Source organism: Pseudomonas sp. FW305-7 (genome assembly GCF_058786735.1).
In genome coordinates this window covers 25018-42281 of the sequence record NZ_JBYSZA010000037.1, presented here as the reverse complement: position 1 = coordinate 42281, position 17264 = coordinate 25018, and the positions used below count along the sequence as shown (strand labels likewise).

13 protein-coding genes are annotated in these 17264 nt (G+C 59.3%); 1 reads left to right on the top strand and 12 read right to left on the bottom strand.

Translation table 11 applies throughout. From position 1 onward, the window contains the following. Window positions 1–222: 222 nt before the first annotated feature. Window positions 223–579, top strand: coding sequence for a BON domain-containing protein (locus tag AC3WMT_RS28105; RefSeq protein WP_103306538.1), 357 nt, complete (start codon window positions 223–225; stop codon window positions 577–579). Window positions 580–844: 265 nt separating this feature from the next. On the opposite strand, the gene AC3WMT_RS28100 is transcribed toward AC3WMT_RS28105, so the two are convergent. The 12 genes from AC3WMT_RS28100 to AC3WMT_RS28045 all read right to left on the bottom strand — a co-directional run bounded on the left by AC3WMT_RS28100 (window position 845) and on the right by AC3WMT_RS28045 (window position 17262). Then, entirely contained in the window at window positions 845–1141 is a 297-nt protein-coding gene (locus AC3WMT_RS28100; protein ID WP_103306539.1) for a DUF2845 domain-containing protein, read from the bottom strand. After that, a complete protein-coding gene (locus AC3WMT_RS28095) occupies window positions 1141–4092 on the bottom strand; it encodes a DUF748 domain-containing protein (RefSeq protein ID WP_103306540.1) in 2952 nt (983 codons plus the stop codon). Before AC3WMT_RS28095 ends, AC3WMT_RS28100 begins: the two co-directional genes overlap by 1 nt. Before the next feature lie 219 nt (window positions 4093–4311). Further along, a complete protein-coding gene (locus AC3WMT_RS28090; protein WP_103306541.1) occupies window positions 4312–5328 on the bottom strand; it encodes a class I SAM-dependent rRNA methyltransferase in 1017 nt (338 codons plus the stop codon). A gap of 148 nt (window positions 5329–5476) precedes the next feature. After that, entirely contained in the window at window positions 5477–6349 is an 873-nt protein-coding gene (locus AC3WMT_RS28085; protein WP_103306542.1) for an oxygenase MpaB family protein, read from the bottom strand. 49 nt (window positions 6350–6398) lie between these two features. Continuing rightward, entirely contained in the window at window positions 6399–8336 is a 1938-nt protein-coding gene (acs, locus tag AC3WMT_RS28080) for an acetate--CoA ligase (protein ID WP_103306543.1), read from the bottom strand. A 266-nt stretch (window positions 8337–8602) separates the two neighbouring features. Continuing rightward, a complete protein-coding gene (gene pgi, locus AC3WMT_RS28075) occupies window positions 8603–10267 on the bottom strand; it encodes a glucose-6-phosphate isomerase (protein ID WP_103306545.1) in 1665 nt (554 codons plus the stop codon). 229 nt (window positions 10268–10496) lie between these two features. After that, window positions 10497–10877, bottom strand: coding sequence for an aspartate 1-decarboxylase (gene panD / locus AC3WMT_RS28070; RefSeq protein ID WP_003228271.1), 381 nt, complete (start codon window positions 10875–10877; stop codon window positions 10497–10499). A gap of 210 nt (window positions 10878–11087) precedes the next feature. Further along, complete coding sequence (panC, locus tag AC3WMT_RS28065; RefSeq protein WP_103306546.1) at window positions 11088–11948, bottom strand: pantoate--beta-alanine ligase; 861 nt, start codon at window positions 11946–11948, stop codon at window positions 11088–11090. After that, the gene (gene panB / locus AC3WMT_RS28060) at window positions 11945–12745 is read right to left on the bottom strand and encodes a 3-methyl-2-oxobutanoate hydroxymethyltransferase (protein ID WP_103306547.1); all 801 of its coding nucleotides are present in this window, start codon (window positions 12743–12745) and stop codon (window positions 11945–11947) included. The genes panC and panB overlap by 4 nt, the downstream gene beginning before the upstream one ends. Before the next feature lie 456 nt (window positions 12746–13201). Then, window positions 13202–13687 (bottom strand): 2-amino-4-hydroxy-6-hydroxymethyldihydropteridine diphosphokinase, encoded by a 486-nt coding sequence (gene folK, locus AC3WMT_RS28055; RefSeq protein WP_103306549.1) that lies wholly within the window; start codon window positions 13685–13687, stop codon window positions 13202–13204. Between the two features lie 3 nt (window positions 13688–13690). Further along, window positions 13691–15091, bottom strand: a complete 1401-nt coding sequence (locus tag AC3WMT_RS28050) for a polynucleotide adenylyltransferase PcnB (protein WP_103306550.1) — start codon at window positions 15089–15091, stop codon at window positions 13691–13693. A 734-nt stretch (window positions 15092–15825) separates the two neighbouring features. Further along, a complete protein-coding gene (locus AC3WMT_RS28045; protein WP_103306552.1) occupies window positions 15826–17262 on the bottom strand; it encodes a sigma-54-dependent transcriptional regulator in 1437 nt (478 codons plus the stop codon). Window positions 17263–17264 lie beyond the last annotated feature (2 nt).

Genomic DNA, 17264 nt, shown 5'->3' with positions numbered 1-17264 from the left:
TAATTTCAGCGCTTTAGGAACTTTCCAAAAAACCGCAACTTGCATGTGAATTTTGCACATGTCATGCAATTTGCATGAATCCGGAAATTTGCGTTATTTGTAAGATATTGATTTATAACGATTTTATATGTTTTGAAAAGTTGGCACAGCGTTCGCAATATCTCCAGTAACCCTGCTGACAAGACATCCAGCAGACTTTCCAGAAAAACAGGAGTTACTCGTATGAAGAAGTTCGCTATCACTGCCGCTGCTGCTACCGCGCTGACCCTGACCATGGCTTCCGGTGCATTTGCACAATCCACCCAGGCTACCCAGGCTCCTATGACCCTGGCCGCCGGCGAAGTCACCAAGGCTAAAGAAGCTACTTCCGATACCTGGATCACTACCAAAGTGAAAAGCGATCTGGTCACCGAAAAAGGCATCCCAGGCACCGACATCAAAGTAGAAACCAACAAAGGCGTCGTTTCCCTGTCGTCGACTGTTGCTGTAACTGACGCTCAGAAAGCCACCGCTGTAGCGATCACCAAGAAAATCAAAGGCGTCAAAGCGGTCTCCGCTGACGGCCTGAAAGCCGAGTAAGGCATGACTTCTCGCCTGGACCGGGAGAAGGCGCGACAGACGGGCCGAGCAATACGTCTGCCGCAACTTTAGAGTTCATGCGAACGGTCACACGGATGTGACCATTACAGGCCCCGGCACTTGTGTCGGGGCCTGTTTTATTTGGCACGCAAAAACAATGTGGGAGCGAGCCTGCTCGCGAAAGCGCTCTGTAAGCCGACGAAGATGTCGACTGACGCAACGCATTCGCGAGCAGGCTCGCTCCCACATGGGTTTGGGTGTCGGGTCAGTTACCGCGCTTGCTGGTGATCTCGCGCAGGCGGTTGCCCTCAAAACGCAGGTATTGATACATGCCGTTGTTCGGGCCGTAGGTCCATTCCTCGACCTGAAACTCTTCTCGACGATTGGCGCTTCTCTTGTAGCCCAGTGCATCGCGGCTGACCGGTTCACCGCACTTCTGCAATACCTCGCTGGCGCGGTCGCCAAGGCTGACCAATTGACTGCCGCAGCGCAGGGTATCGGACGCTGAAGCCTGCCCGGCAACGAGCGTCAGCGCCATCGCGGCGAGCCACTTACCCTTCATCATTCGGCATCCAGGTGCATTTGCGTCACCACCCGACCATCGCTTTCGGCTTCGCCAAGATTGGCGTCGATGAAGTACACGCGATCGTCAGCCAGTTGGCCCTTGTCTACCAGATAATCCTTGATGCTGCTGGCGCGGTCCTGGCCCAACTGCCGCAGCAACACATCGCTCGAACTCCAGAACTGGATCACACCTGCGCGCATTTTCGCCGTGCGTTCTTCCTTGCCCAAGTCCTTCCATTCGGCCGGTGGCTGGGTTTTCAGACGCGTGCGGTAGATGCCTTCCAGCAGTGGACCCTTTTCGCTGTCCGGTACCTGCAGCAAGGAGGCCTGGGCGGGAACCTTGTCGCCGCGACGCTGGAGCATCTTGTAGTAGTTGTACTGGTATTCACGTTCCAGACGCTGTTCGGCGAGCAATGGGCCGTCGCTGCTTTTTGCGGCAGTGCCTTCGATTTCCAGGCGCAGGGCCGGACGTTCCTTGAGGGCTTGCGACAGTTTCACCAGTGCGGCTTCGGCATCCTTGTTCAATTCGCTGGAACCCGGTGCGAACGATACGGTGCCGAGGTCTTCGGAACCGCCACCGCTGACCAGCCCGCCAATCAGCTTGAACGGCGCCGCCGCGGCTTTGACGATCAGGTTGCGCAGGGTTTGCCAGACAATCGGCATCACGCTGAATTGCGGGTTGTTCAGGTCGCCGGTTACCGGCAGTTCGATGGAGATCTTGCCATCGACGTCCTTGAGCAAGGCAATCGCCAGTTTCAGCGGCAGGCTCACGGCATCCGGGCTGTCGACCTTTTCACCGAGTTGCAGTTGCTCGACCACCACTTTGTTCTCGGCTTTCAACTGGCCCTTGGTGATCAGGTAATGCAGGTCGAGGTTGAGCCGGCCCTTGCGGATACGGTACCCGGCGAATTTGCCGGAGTAGGGCGTCAGCGTGGTCAACTCGACCCGTTTGAAACTGGTGGTGATATCGAGGCTGGCCATCGGGTCGAATGGATTGACCGCGCCCTTGATGGTCACTGGCGCATAGCGATCAACCTTGCCCTTGATATCGACAGTGGCGGGTTTCACCTGTCGACTGTCGATGGTGCCAATCTGGCCGTTGAGTTGCTGCACGGCGGTGGCGAAGTTCGGCGTCAGGCTGAAGTCGGCGAAGTTGGCCGAACCATCGTTGATGGCAATGCCGCCGATGTGGATGCCTAGCGGTCTGTCTTTGCTGGCCGGTTTGGCCGTGGCGGTTTTTGTGCCGCTGTCAGCTGGTTGCGGAATCAGCAGGTCGTCGATATTGGTGGTGCGATCATCGTTGATCATGAAGCGCACATACGGCTGGAACAGGTTGACCTTGTCGATCGACAGGCTGTCACCGTGCTGATAATTCAGGCCTTCCACGACCACTTGCTGCCACTTGAGGAAGTCGCGGGTCTTCAGGGTGTCGAGAGTATGCAGTTGATCGACCTGAGCGCGGCCGGTCACGCTGAGCGCCAGTGGATTGGTGCTCTTGAGATTGACCTTGAGATCACTGCCGAGCATGCCGCTGCGCAGTTCCAGGCGAATGAACGGATTGATGTAGGACTGCGCGACACGCAGGTCGATGTCCTGGGTTTTTACGTTGAGCTGGGCGGTGACGGGGGCGAGATTGACCACGCCGTCGGCCATGACCTTGCCTTGCTTGCCCAGTCCGGTGTCGAGCTTGACCTTGAAAGGCGAGCCGTTGAGGCTGTCGAAATCCTGCAGGTCGGCGTTCAGCGGGCCGACATCCAGCGCTACCGGTGGATTGGCCGAGCGGTCGGCCACATGCACGGTGTAGTCGCGCAGTTGCACATCTTTAAGCAGCACTTGCCACGGCTTGCTCGGCGCGGTCGGTTCAGCTTTCGGCGAGTCGGCGGCGGCCGGTGTGCTTGCCGGCTCGGCGGCGGCTTTGGCGGCGGGTTTCGACGGTTGGCTGGCGAAGAGTTTCTGCCAGTCCAGTTGACCATCGGCTTCCAGAGCGGCCCAGGTTTCCAGTTTGTGGCTGCGAATCTTGCCGACCACCACTTGCTGTTTGGCCAGATCGACCGTGGTTTCACTGATATCGAGGCGTTCGAGCTTCGCCAGTGGGCGCCCGTCCGGTGCCTTGATCGCAAACGGCGCGATGCTCACCGCGACATTGTTCAGCAGCAGTTCGGTTTCTTTCGACAGATTGAGTTTGTACTCGGTACTGAGGCTGACCACGCCGTTCTCCAGCACCAGCGGCACGGCGTCGCGCACATAAGGCCAGAAGGACTTCATCTGCCCGTCGGTGATTTTCAGGGTGCCTTCGGAAGATATAGGGATCAGGCTGAAGTTGCCTTTCCAGTCGATCTGCCCGCCGGCCGGGCCAGCGGCGACCAACGTCATGTCGGCGCTGTCTTCGGGCAGGGTGCTGAGGTTTTTCAGTTCGAAGTCGAGTTTGTCGTAAAGGAATTCGATCGGTTCGCTGGGCCGCTCATCCTGAAAGTGCAGAGCGCCGCCAGCCAGTTTGATGCGGTCGATACGCAGCGGGAACGGTTTGGCGTCAGGGGCGGCCGGGGTCGGTTCGCTGGCCGGCAGCTTGAACAGACCCAGCAGGTTGAGCTGGCCGTTTTTGGCAAAGAGAATTTCGGTCTTGGATTTTTCCAGCTCGATATCGGACAGGTGCAGCGCTTTTGTCCACAGGCTGTCGAGTTGCAGGTTGGCGTACAGGCGTTCGAAACCGATCTGCTCCTTGCCCGGCTCGCCGATGACCAGGCCCCACAAGGTGACTTCAAGGCTGAACGGATTGAGTTCGATGCGCTGCAAATGCGCAGGCACCGTGGCGTAATTGGCCAGTTGCTGGTTGGCGATGCGCAGGGCGATGCCCGGCAAAATCAGAAACCCCAGCAGGCTGTAGAGGGCCAGAGCAGTCAACAGGGCGCCAATCGCGCGAATCAATCCTTTGGGCATGTGCGGCTTCATCTGTCTGAATCGGAGTGCCTTGGAGTATGGCACGCGATTCTGGTTCCGAAGTACCTGGCGTGGCACAGGATTGTTCAGATTCTTCTCCGATAGTGCAAAACACTGTGGGAGCTGGCTTGCCAGCGATGTGGGCGTTTCATTCGACAGGGATGTCGTCTGATCCACCGCAATCGCTGGCAAGCCAGCTCCCACAGGTTGTGCGCCGTTGCCAGCTTTTGGTCAGAGCTGGAGGATGAGGGTTTTCAGTGGCGGTTGTTGATCCATGGACGGGAAATCCGCGCCCGGGGTCATCACGCTCCATTCGCGCACCGGGCGCCCGGCCTTCTCCGCGCAGCGCAGCACCTGCTCACGCCAGTCATCCATGCTGACTTTTGCCAAGTTGTTGCAGCAGATCAGCACGCCGTTGTCAGCGGTGGTCAACAAGGCCGGTTTCAGCAGGCTCTGATAATCGCGCAGCAGATCTACGGTGCCGAACGCACTCTTGGCCCAGGCCGGCGGATCGAGCAACACCAGATCATATTGCCGCTGTTCGAGGCGTAGATAGCTCGGCAGTTTCTGCCCGCGTCGCTGACTGATCGGCAGGCCGGCAAGCTGGCGGATTGCCGGGAAGTAGTCGGACTGGATGAATTGCATCTCCGGCAGTTGCGGATTGAGCTGACCGTTTTCGCGACCGACCGCCAGATTGCCTTCGGCAAAATCCAGGTTGCACACCTCGCGTGCGCCACCGGCCGCCGCACTGAGGCCAACGCCACAGGTGTAGGCAAACAGGTTGAGGACGGATTTGCCCTTGGCGTGCTCCTTGACCCAGCCGCGGGTGTTGCGCAGGTCAAGGAACAGCAGCGGATCCTGCCCGGCATGGCGCCCGCGTACGCGGTAGTTGAGGCCCCATTCGTGACCGACCAGATCGGCCAGCGCCGCGTCGTCGGCGCGGTAGACGGTATCTTCACGGTCAATACGCGAGTTGCCCCGGGAACGATCGTTGTAGACCAGCAGGGTTTCGAAACCCAGAGTCTGGTTGACGATGGCATGCAATTGCAGCAGATCGTCACGCTCCAGCGTCTGGTGAAAGCTTTGCACCAGCAGTTGCGGACCATAGCGGTCGATGGTCAGGCCACCAGCGCCTTCCTGACTGCCGTGGAACAGTCGATAGCAGTCGGTGCCCTGGCTGTGCAGTTCGGCAAGCAAGTCCTGGCGTTGATCGAGGGCGGCGCGCAGCGCCTGATTCAAGGAAGACATGCGGGCGCCTTGCTGGTGAGAATTGGGGCGCGGGAGTTTAGCAGCTTGGCGGGCAATCGAGTGGCTACCATCGCGAGCAGGCTCACTCCTGCAAGGGATATATGTTGCATACGAATCTCCTGTAGGAGTGAGCCTGCTCGCGATGCTTTCAGGTGATCAAGCCCATTCGGCGTTTGGCCCGCTGCACCGAACCATTGCGCATCGCCCAACGCAGCATCGGCGCGCTGCGTTTGACGCTGGCGCGGATCAGTTGGCGTTGCAGCGAACTCTGGCGGACCTCGAGCATGTCGCTGGCCCAGTCCGGCAGCAGATCAATGCCAGCCTTCATCATCAAATCGCCAAACGGTCGCGCCAGAACGCTCGGTGCCGGCGCGTCGAGCAACAAGCGCAGGACTTCCCGGCTGCGTTCATCGCACAGCAACTGCGGGCGCATGCGTTGCAGATAATCCGCCACGGCTAGCCGAGACTTCGGCACATCGCGTGCGCCCAGACGCTCGGCGACCAAGGCGATTTCCGCGTAGTACCGATCCTGGTCCGCCCCTGACAACTGCGGATTGCGATAACGCAAATGCGCGGCAAGGAAGTTGCTGACTTCCGCCACATGCACCCACGTCAGCAGATCCGGCTCGCTGGCCGCGTAGGGCCGACCATCGGGCGCGGTGCCGACCACTTGCAGGTGAATGGTGCGAACCTTCTCGATCAGCCAGTCGGCGTCGCGGCGCGAGCCGAACGTGGTGCCGGAAACAAACTGGCTGGTACGGCGCAGGCGCCCGAGCATGTCCTGACGAAAATTCGAATGGTCCCAGACCCCGGCGAGCGCCAGCGGATGCAGGGCTTGCAGCAACAATGCGCTGATGCCTCCGATCAGCATGCTGCTGAAATCGCCGTGCACCTGCCAACTGATCGAGTCAGGGCCGAACAGGCCGGGATCGCCCTTGGGGTTTTCCAGGTCGAGCTGACCGAGGGACAGACCGGTCAGGCTCATGAGCTGGTTTTCGATACGGCTGCGGATAAATTCCATGGCACTCATTAATGAGGGGCGGGCGCGGCTGTTTGTCCGCACCCGGATGTTACTGATTGAGGCGCGTGTCGATCAGGCCCTGCACCACGCTCGGATCGGCCAGGGTCGAGGTATCGCCAAGGCTGTCGAGCTCATTGCAGGCAATCTTGCGCAAGATGCGGCGCATGATCTTGCCTGAACGGGTTTTCGGCAAGGCCGGGGCCCACTGGATCAGGTCCGGTTTGGCGAAGCTGCCGATTTCCTTGCTGACGTGGGCGAGCAATTCTTTCTTCAATTCGTCATTCGGTTCGGCACCGTTCATTGGTGTGACAAAGGCGTAGATGCCCTGGCCTTTGACGTCGTGTGGATAACCGACCACGGCGGCTTCGGCGATGCTGTCGTGCAGCACCAGCGCGCTTTCCACCTCGGCCGTGCCGATGCGATGCCCGGAAACGTTGATCACGTCGTCGATACGCCCGGTGATCCAGTAATCGCCGTCCTCATCGCGCCGCGCGCCATCACCGGTGAAGTAGTAGCCGGGATAAGGTTTGAAATAGGTGTCGACCATTCGTTGCGGGTCGCCGTACACACTGCGAATCTGTGCCGGCCAGCTGGATTTGATCGCTAGCACGCCGCTGCCGGCACCTTTGATTTCCTTGCCGTGTTCATCAAGCAGCACAGGCTGCACGCCAAACATCGGTTGGGTGGCGCAACCCGGTTTGATCCTTTGTGCGCTGACCAGCGGGCTGAGCATGATGCCGCCGGTCTCGGTCTGCCACCAGGTATCGACGATGGGGCAGCGCTGTTCGCCGACCACGTTGAAATACCATTCCCACGCTTCCGGGTTGATCGGCTCACCGACGCTGCCGAGTAATCTGAGGCTGGCGCGCGACGTTTCCTTCAACGGTTCGGCACCTTCGCGCATCAGCGCGCGCAAGGCGGTGGGGGCGGTGTAGAAAATGTTGACCTTGTGTTTGTCGATCACCTGCCAGAATCGCGAGCTGCTCGGATAGCTCGGCACGCCTTCGAACATCAATGTGGTCGCGCCATTGGCCAGCGGGCCATAGACGATGTAGCTGTGGCCGGTGACCCAGCCGACATCGGCGGTACACCAGAACACTTCGCCGTCGCGGTAATCGAGCACGTATTTGAAGGTCATCGCTGCTTGCAGCAGGTAGCCGCCGGTGGTGTGCAAAACCCCTTTGGGTTTGCCGGTGCTGCCGGAGGTGTAGAGGATGAACAGCGGATCTTCGGCGTCCATCGGCTCTGGCGGGCAATCATCACTGACATCGCGCACGGCCTGGTGATACCAGAGGTTGCGGCCTTCGACCCAGTCGACCTTGCCCTGAGTGCGCTCGACCACCACTACGGTGCTGACGTCCGGGCAACTTTGCAGGGCTTTGTCGACATTGCTTTTCAGCGGTACGAACTTGCCGCCGCGCACGCCTTCGTCGGCGGTGATCACGGTGCGGCAGTCGGCATCGAGGATGCGGTCACGCAGTGAATCCGGGGAGAAACCACCGAACACCACCGAATGGATCGCGCCGATCCGCGCGCAGGCGAGCATGGCGTAAGCGGCCTCGGGGATCATCGGCATGTAGATGCACACCCGGTCGCCTTTCTTCACGCCACGGCTTTTCAGCACGTTGGCCAGTCGGCAGACGTGATGGTGGAGTTTTCGGTAGGTGATTTGCGCCGATTCGGCCGGGTCATCGCCCTCCCAGAGCAGGGCGGTCTGATCGCCGCGTTGTTCGAGGTGGCGGTCGATGCAGTTGTAACTGACGTTGAGCTGGCCGCCGGCAAACCAGACCGCTTCACCGGTTTTCAGGTCGTAGCGCTGGACGGTCTGCCATGGCGTGCTCCAGTCGAGGAAGCGCGTGGCCTGTTCGGCCCAGAAAGTGCTGGGGTGTTCAATGGATTCGCGGTACAGGCGTCGGTAGTCGTCCTGACTCAACTGAGCAGCCCGGCGGACGGCATCGGCTTTGGGGAACGTGCTGATATCGAACATGACGGTTCCTTATTCTTGTTGTGCGAAGAATAAAGATGCGCCGAGCGGTCGACAGGTTCAAGCCGGATTCGGAATCCGATGACTGAAGCTGATTTTGAATGCACCCCAAAACAACTGTAGGAGTGAGCCTGCTCGCGATAGCGGTGTGTCATTCAACATCAATGCTGACTGATACACCGCGATCGCGAGCAGGCTCACTCCTACAAGGGATTTTGATTGCCCACAGGATTTGGGTTGGGCCAAATCCTGTGGGCAGAGACATCCAATTACCCGCGGTGACGACCGCGGAAGTAGTTGATCAGGCCTTGGGTGGACGGATCATCAGCAGTGGTTTCATCGCTGCCGACCAGACGGTTGTAAACGCCTTTGCCCAGCTCTTTGCCCAACTCCACGCCCCATTGGTCGAAGGCATTGATGCCCCAGACCACGCTTTGCACGAACACTTTGTGTTCATACATGGCCACCAGCGCGCCAAGACGGCGTGGGCTGATGCGCTCAACCACAAGGGTGTTGCTCGGACGGTTGCCCGGGATCACCTTGTGCGGTGCGAGTTTGTGCACCTGCTCTTCGCTCATGCCTTTGTCGCGCAGTTCCTGCTCGGCTTCCGGCAGGGTCTTGCCGAGCATCAGCGCCTGACTCTGCGACAGGCAGTTGGCGTACAACCACTGATGGTGGTCGGACACCGGGTTGAAGCTGACGATCGGCACAATGAAGTCGGCCGGGATCAGTTGGGTGCCTTGGTGCAGCAACTGGTGGTAAGCGTGCTGACCATTGCAGCCGACACCGCCCCAGATCACCGGACCGGTATCGGTCGACACCGAGGTGCCGTCCTGACGCACGCTCTTGCCGTTGGATTCCATGTCCAGCTGCTGCAAGTGCTTGGTGATGTTGCGCAGGTAGTGGTCGTACGGCAGGATCGCGTGGCTTTGCGCACCCCAGAAATTGCCGTACCAGACACCGAGCAGCGCCAGCAGCACTGGCATGTTCTGTTCGAACGGCGCGGTCTGGAAATGCTGGTCCATGGTGTAGGCACCGGACAGCAGTTCCTTGAAGTTGGACATGCCGATGGCCAGAGCAATCGGCAAACCGATGGCCGACCACAGCGAGTAACGCCCGCCGACCCAGTCCCACATCGGGAAGATGTTTTCTTCGCGAATACCGAAGGCGATGGCTGCCGCATTGTTACTCGACACGGCAATGAAGTGACGATACAGCTCGGCTTCCGAGCCGCCCTGAGCCAAGTACCAGGCGCGTGCGGCTTGAGCGTTCTTCAGGGTTTCGAGGGTATTGAACGACTTCGACGAAACGATGAACAGCGTGGTTTCGGCGCGCAGTTTTTGCGTCAGCTCGTGGAACTCGCTGCCGTCGATGTTCGCCAGATAGTGGCAACGCACGCCTTTCTGCGCGTACGACAGCAGTGCTTCGGACACCAGCTCAGGGCCGAGGAACGAGCCACCGATGCCGATGTTGACCACGTCAGTGATCGGCTTCTCGGTGTAACCACGCCACAGACCGTCGTGGATGCGGCCGACCAGATCGGTGATCTGGTTCAACACTTTATGCACTTCCGGCATCACGTTGACGCCGTTGACCGACAGCTTGTCGCCGACCGGGCGGCGCAGGGCGGTGTGCAGCGCCGGGCGACCTTCGGAGGCGTTGACGATTTCGCCGTCGAACAGCGCTTTGATCGCGCCTTTCAAATCGACTTCGTTAGCCAGACCCACCAGCAGATTGCGGGTCTCGGCGTTGATCAAATTCTTCGAATAATCGAGAAACAGCCCGCAGCTGCTGAGGGTGAACTGATTGAAGCGCTGCGGATCGGCGTTGAAGGCTTCGCGCATGCTGAAATCCTGCATGGCTTGGCGGTGATCTTTCAACGCTTGCCAGGCAGGCAGAGCGGTAACGTCGTGAGGAGTGCGGTAGTACGCCATCGCTGCGGTTTTCCTTTTTACTTGAACGGCCTTTTGAACACGGTACAGACCAGCACGCCATGATTGGGCATGGGCCAACTGTGTCGCCTCGGTTTCTGGACACAGGGTGAATACAGTAAACCTCGCGCTGCGTTCTGTCTTGACTTTGTCTGACCCGTTCCCTGTACTTTTTTAACATTGATACCGGGAACGGGCCGACCAACGGAAGGTGAGCTGGATGCTCAGCGGCTCAGGCGACCTGAACCGGGATGGCGTTGCTGGTATGGCTCAGCTCATTTCCAGGTGCCATGTAGAGCATGCGCGGCTTGAAATTCAGCAGTTCCGCTTCGCTGTAATGGGCGTAAGCGCAAATGATCACCCGGTCGCCGACCTTGGCCTTATGCGCGGCGGCACCATTGACCGAGATCATGCGTGAACCTTCTTCGCCACGGATGGCGTAAGTGGTGAAGCGCTCGCCATTGTCGACGTTATAAATCTGGATCTGCTCGTACTCACGGATGCCGGACAAGTCCAGCCACTCCCCATCAATGGCGCACGAACCTTCGTAATCGAGCACGGCGTGAGTGACTTCGGCGCGGTGCAGTTTGGCCTTGAGCATGATGGCGTGCATGAGGGTTTCCCGGGTTGGAATCGAACGGCGGGCAGTGTGCCCGAAGGCTTTGAGGGCGGCAATATGGCTTGAAATGCAATTTTCAGGACGCTGAAAAGCACTGTAGGAGTGAGTCCGCTCGCGATAGCGGACTGTCATTCAACGTCGATGTCGAAAGTCAGGCCCTCATCGCGAGCAGGCTCACTCCTACAGGGGGTATTGCGGTGTTTTTTAGACAGCGCTATCGAGATTCAGGTGCAGGTTATCGATCAACCGCGTGGTGCCCAGGAACGCTGCCACCAGAATCACCAGATCACGATCTTCAGCCACCGCCGGCCGCAAGGTCAGCGCATGGCGAATTTCCAGATAGTCCGGACGCAGGCCCGCGGCTTCCAGCGCTTGCAACTGTGCGTTGATCAACGCCGGGAAATCACGTTCACCGTGTTTGATCGACTCGGCAATCGCGTTCAGGCTGCGGTAAACCACCGGGGCCACGGCACGTTGCTCTTCGCTGAGAAAGCCGTTACGCGACGATAGCGCGAGGCCATCGGCGGCACGCACGGTCGGCTCGCCGATGATCTGGATCGGCATGTTCAGGTCATGCACCAGCGCGCGGATCACGGCCAGTTGCTGGAAGTCCTTCTGGCCGAAAATCGCCAGATCCGGCTGGACCATGTTGAACAGTTTGCTGACCACCGTCGCAACACCTTCAAAGTGTCCCGGACGACTGGCGCCGCACAGACCTTCGGAGAGTTGCGGCACGCTGACCCGGGTCTGCCCGGTCATGCCGTCGGGATACATCTCTTCAACTGTCGGCGCGAACAACAGGTCGCAACCGGCTTCCAGCAGTTTTTCCTGATCCGCTGCAAGGGTGCGCGGGTATTTGTCGAGGTCTTCGCCGGCACCGAATTGCAGCGGGTTGACGAAAATGCTCGCCACCACGAAGTCCACGCGTTGCGAGGCTTTGGTGATCAGCGCGACATGGCCGCTGTGCAGGTTGCCCATGGTCGGCACGAAGCCGATGCGCTTGCCTTCGCTACGGGCGCGGGCTACGGCGGCGCGCAGTTCGCGTACGGTTTTGACGGTGTTCATGCAGAGAATCCGTGTTCGATGCCTGGGAACGTGGTGGCTTTGACTTCGCTGACGTATGCCTTAAGCGCGGACTGGATGCTGTCCTGGCCATTCATGAAGTTCTTCACGAACTTCGGCACGCGGCCGGTGATCGACAGGCCGAGCATGTCGTGCAGTACCAGGACTTGACCGTCGGTGGCGTTGCCGGCGCCGATACCGATGACCGGGATTTTCACGGCCTGACTGATTTCAGCGGCCAGTTCACTCGGCACGCATTCGAGCAGCAGCATTGCCGCGCCAGCCTGCTCCAGCGAAATCGCGTCAGCACGCATCTGCCGCGCCTGGTTTTCGTTGCGGCCCTGCACTTTATAGCCACCGAGAATGTTCACTGCTTGCGGGGTCAGGCCCATGTGCGCGCAGACCGGGATACCGCGTTCGGCGAGCAGACGGATCGACTCGGCCAGCCACAACGCGCCTTCAACCTTGATCATGTGCGCGCCGGCCTGCATCAGCATGGCGCTGTTGGTCATGGTTTGTTCAAGGGTGGCATTGGCCATGAACGGCAGATCGGCGAGGATCAGGGCGTCGCTGTTGCCACGTTTGACGCAGGCGACGTGGTAGGCCGTTTCTGCGGTGGTCACCGGCAAAGTACTGTCGTGACCTTGCAGGACCATGCCGAGGGAGTCGCCCACCAGCAGCACTTCGACACCGGCCTCGTTGCAGGCGTGGGCGAAGGTCGCGTCATAGCAGGTCAGCATGGTGATCTTTTCACCTTTCTGCTTGAGGCTCTGGAGCGTGGTCAGGGTGATGGCTGGCATGTAAAAAATCCTCGTTCAGGCGCTTTGGAAACTACTGCGAGTAACGCGCGTGATTCGTCATCTATTCAGGCGCACGCTCTTTTGTCGTGCTTATAAGGCCTGGATTGCGCCCGTATGTGCCGGGTTGGCGGCAGCGGGACGCCTATAGTCGTGATGAGCCAACAGGAAGTCAATTGCGTGTGTTACCGCATTGTTACGCAGGGAGTGTTACCGGCGTTACTGATGCGATTCAGCGGCGCGGCGGGCCTGATTCAAGGCTTTTTGTCCGACAAAATCCTGGACATGGAACACCGCTTTTGTGGTGAGGGGATTTATCCCCGAAGGGCTGCGAAGCGGCCCCAAAATGGTAGTGCGCATTAATCAGTCAGACCGCATTTGCCGGTTTTGCGATTGCTACGCAGCCGATCGGGGATAAATCCCCTCGCCACAAAATCCTGCACCCAAGGGAAATGGGTGTCAGGGGTGGGGGAGGCGTTCGAGGCCGACGAACGGGCAGGCTGCCAGCAGATCGGTGAGGGTCCGGCCATCGGCAAGACGCAGATCTTGCGGCGCCAGTTCGGCAAGGGGATAGAGCACGAAGGCGCGTTCCTGAATCTGATAGTGCGGGACTTTCAGTCGCGGCTCATCGATCAATCGATCACCGAACAGCAGAATGTCCAGATCCAGTGTGCGCGGGCCCCAGCGCTCCAGGCGCTCGCGGCCTTGATCATTCTCGATGGCTTGCAAGGCATCGAGCAGATCCAGCGGCGCAAGATCGCTGTCGAGCGCTGCAACGGCGTTGGTATAACGCGGCTGGCCCGGCAGCAACGAGTCGCTTTGATAAAAGGCGGAAACGCCGGCAAGGGTGGTCTGCGGCAATTGTCCCAGCGCCTCGACGGCGCTGCGCAATTGTTCGGCCGGGTCAGCGAGGTTGCTGCCCATGCCGATGTAGATGCGTTCCATGCCTTACTCGCCCGTAGCGCTCGGTGCACCGGCGCGTTTGCGCTTGGAACCGCTGCTGCGTCGACGCTTGCGTGGCGCGCCACTGGCATCATCACCTTTGCCGCTGAGGTCGCGGATCATGTCGCGGCGTTCGCTGTCGTTGCCGTCCTGATAATCCGTCCACCATTCGCCCAGACCATCGGTCTGCTCGCCGGCGCTTTCACGCAACAGCAGGAAGTCGTAACCGGCGCGGAAACGCGGATTGTCCAGCAACAGGTCGGCGCGTTTGCCGCTGCGGCGTGGCAGGCGTTCCTGCATGTCCCAGATTTCGCGGATCGGCATGGTGAAGCGTTTTGGAATCGCGATGCGCTGGCACTGTTCGGCGATCAGTTCGTGCGCTGCTTCCTGCATGGCCGGAATCGGCGGCATGCCACGTTCTTGCAGACGCAACACCCGGGCCGGCAGGGCAGGCCACAGCAAGGCGGCAAACAGGAACGCCGGGGTCACCGGTTTGTTCTGCTTGATGCGCAGGTCGGTGTTGGTCAGCGCTTCGCTGATCAGCGTGTGGGTGTACTCCGGGTTGTGTTCCAGTGCGTCGGCACTGGCCGGGAACAACGGGGCGAACAGTTGCAGATCGACCAGCATCTCGAAAGTGATTGCGCCGTGTCCGGAGAGGAACAGTTTCAGCACTTCTTCGAACAGGCGTGCTGACGGGATCTCGCGCAGCATCGGCGCCAGTTCGCGAATTGGCTGCACGGTGTGTTTTTCGATGCCGAAGTTGAGCTTGGCAGCGAAACGCACGGCCCGCAGCATGCGTACCGGGTCTTCCTGATAGCGTTGCTTGGGATCGCCGATCAGGCGGATCAAATGATTGCGGATGTCGTGCACGCCGTTGGCGTAGTCGAGAATGCGCTCGCTGACCGGATCGTAATACAAGGCGTTGATGGTGAAGTCGCGGCGTTGCGCGTCTTCTTCCAGGGTGCCGTAAACGTTGTCGCGCAGAATCCGCCCGCTCTCGTTACGCGAAGACTGGTTGCTGTCTTCGTCGTCTTCGTTGACTGGGTGATTGGCGCGGAAGGTCGCGACTTCGATGATTTCGCGACCGAAATGGATGTGCACCAGTTTGAAGCGGCGACCGATGATCCGCGCATTGCGGAATTCGGCACGGACCTGCTCGGGGGTGGCGCTGGTGGCGACGTCGAAATCTTTGGGCGTGATGCCCAGGAGCATGTCACGCACGCAACCGCCGACCAGATAAGCCTGGTAACCGGCACCTTGCAGGCGTTCGACGATATTCACCGCGTAGCGGCTGAATTGCGTTTTCTGCAGCGAATGTTGGCCGCTGTTGAGCACTTCAGGGGTGCTGCGGATGTGTTGCGTACGACGCACGGGAGTTCGGAATGACTGGAACAGCTTCTTCAGCATGGGATGCACTGTTTGAAGGAATGTTCGGCCATACCAAAGAATGACCGCATGATGGGCGCAGATTCTAGCATTTAGTCGGGGGATGGTGTAGGACACGGCCGATTTGAGCTGCAAGCCGCAGGCTACAGGCATCGCGCGTGATAAAAATGGGGGATTTTGCTGCGGAGGAGAAACTACAAGGGGAGCCGAAGCTCCCCAAGAAGTAGTTGCGTGCTCTTTTTATTATTGATTCGGGCTTCTTGTTTTTGTTGAGTGCCCTCGTCATGAGGCTTTCGCTTCATGACCCTCCCAATCGGGAGCCAAGAGCAAACGGATTGCTTTGGTCGCTGAATTGCAGTGATCTCTCGATCCAACCAGTACAGGCTCTGTCTTAGGACAGTTTTTGTTGTTCTCGGCCTGGTCGTGGGGCAAGCCCCAAATACAACGCCTCTCCAAAAGAATCAGTTAGCTGCGCCTCTCGCCGTCTTGTTTTTATTGTGCGTGAGTCGATTCGTCTTATTTTTATTGTCTTGTGCATTGCTTGTTATTGTTCTTGTACTAAACATATAGCAGGTGCCGTGCCAACTTTTGCGAAACCCAATAAAACAAGGGGTTAGGTCGATATAACCGTTTTCGAGGGGCGAAAAAAAACCGAGGTTTCGTTACCGATAACCCCGGCTTTTGTTACGTGACAAGACTGAGGTAACAGTTTTTTCACATCTTCAAGCGTTACCCGCACACTCGACAGGTAACGTTCAGCTCTCGCTGGCGACCCCGGTCTTGCGCCGTGGAATGCCCAGACGCTGACGGCGTTCCCACAGGCATTTGCGGCTGACGCCCAGTTTGCGCGCCAGTTCGGTCTCGGTCATGTGGTCCTGATGTTCGAGGACGAAGTGCTGGAAGTAGTCTTCCAGCGACAGGTCTTCGGTCGGCTCGTGGCTGCTGTTGCTGGCATTGCCGGCGGTTTGCGGCGGCAGACCGATGAACTCGTCATCTTCCAGATCGCTCAGCTCGATGTCGATGCCCAGCAGGTCGGCGGAGATTTCCGGGCTTTCGCTCAGGATCACCGCGCGCTCGACCGCGTTTTCCAGCTCACGCACGTTACCCGGCCAGGAATAGTGCCGAATCGCCTGTTCGGCATCGGCAGCAAACTTCAGGTCGGTACGGTTGATGCGTGCGCTCTGACGAGCAAGGAAGGCATTGGCGATCTCGTTGACGTCGGCGCCGCGCTCGCGCAGGGCCGGCAATTTCAGCGCAATCACGTGCAGACGGTAATAAAGGTCTTCACGGAACTGGCCGATTTTCGCCAGGCTCTTCAGATCCCGGTGAGTCGCCGCGATCAGGCGTACATCAACCTTCTGCGACTGCACCGAACCGACGCGGCGAATTTCGCCTTCCTGCAATACGCGCAGCAGACGGGCCTGGGCCTCCAGCGGCAGTTCGCCGATTTCATCGAGGAACAGCGTGCCACCGTCCGCCGCTTCGACCAGACCGGCTCGACCGGCGCTAGCGCCGGTGAACGCACCTTTCTCGTGACCGAACAGTTCGGACTCGATCAGGCTTTCCGGAATGGCCGCGCAGTTCACCGAGATCATCGGTGCCTTGGCGCGCTTCGACAGGTTGTGCAGGGCGCGGGCCACCAGTTCTTTACCGGTGCCGGACTCACCCTGAATCAATACATTGGAATCGGTTGGCGCGACCTTGCGGATCTTGCTGTACAGATCCTGCATCGGCGGGCAGGAGCCGATGATGCCGATTTCGCCGTTACTGTTATCAACGGCGGATTTGCCGCTGCCATTGGTCGGTTTGCTGGCAACCACTTCGCCGGCAGCCGGTGCCGATTGGCGATCACGCAGGATCCGCGCGACGGCCTGAAGCATTTCGTCATGGTCGAAAGGCTTGGCGATGTAGTCCACCGCGCCCATCTTCATCGAGTCGACCGCCGAACGCAGGCTGGCGTAGCTGGTCATGATCAGCACCGGCGTCCCTTGGCCGAGCTTGATCAGCTCGGTGCCCGGGGCGCCCGGCAAGCGCAGATCGCTGACGATCAGATCGAACGTAGGAATGGTGAAGCGTTCTTGTGCTTCCTGCACTGAACCGGCTTCGCTGACCTGGTACTGATTGCGTTCCAGCAGGCGGCGCAAGGCGGAGCGGATAATTGTTTCGTCTTCGACGATCAAAATGTGCGGCATTG

Excerpts from the sequence above, each read along its gene's own strand:
- AC3WMT_RS28085 (WP_103306542.1), bottom strand. The coding sequence starts at position 6,349 with ATGGAATTTATCCGCAGCCGTATCGAAAACCAGCTCATGAGCCTGACC.
- AC3WMT_RS28100 (WP_103306539.1), bottom strand. The coding sequence starts at position 1,141 with ATGAAGGGTAAGTGGCTCGCCGCGATGGCGCTGACGCTCGTTGCCGGG.
- acs (WP_103306543.1), bottom strand. The coding sequence starts at position 8,336 with ATGTTCGATATCAGCACGTTCCCCAAAGCCGATGCCGTCCGCCGGGCT.
- AC3WMT_RS28045 (WP_103306552.1), bottom strand. The coding sequence starts at position 17,262 with ATGCCGCACATTTTGATCGTCGAAGACGAAACAATTATCCGCTCCGCC.
- AC3WMT_RS28095 (WP_103306540.1), bottom strand. The coding sequence starts at position 4,092 with ATGAAGCCGCACATGCCCAAAGGATTGATTCGCGCGATTGGCGCCCTG.
- panD (WP_003228271.1), bottom strand. The coding sequence starts at position 10,877 with ATGCACGCCATCATGCTCAAGGCCAAACTGCACCGCGCCGAAGTCACT.
- AC3WMT_RS28050 (WP_103306550.1), bottom strand. The coding sequence starts at position 15,091 with ATGCTGAAGAAGCTGTTCCAGTCATTCCGAACTCCCGTGCGTCGTACG.
- pgi (WP_103306545.1), bottom strand. The coding sequence starts at position 10,267 with ATGGCGTACTACCGCACTCCTCACGACGTTACCGCTCTGCCTGCCTGG.
- AC3WMT_RS28105 (WP_103306538.1), top strand. The coding sequence starts at position 223 with ATGAAGAAGTTCGCTATCACTGCCGCTGCTGCTACCGCGCTGACCCTG.
- panB (WP_103306547.1), bottom strand. The coding sequence starts at position 12,745 with ATGCCAGCCATCACCCTGACCACGCTCCAGAGCCTCAAGCAGAAAGGT.
- AC3WMT_RS28090 (WP_103306541.1), bottom strand. The coding sequence starts at position 5,328 with ATGTCTTCCTTGAATCAGGCGCTGCGCGCCGCCCTCGATCAACGCCAG.
- folK (WP_103306549.1), bottom strand. The coding sequence starts at position 13,687 with ATGGAACGCATCTACATCGGCATGGGCAGCAACCTCGCTGACCCGGCC.
- panC (WP_103306546.1), bottom strand. The coding sequence starts at position 11,948 with ATGAACACCGTCAAAACCGTACGCGAACTGCGCGCCGCCGTAGCCCGC.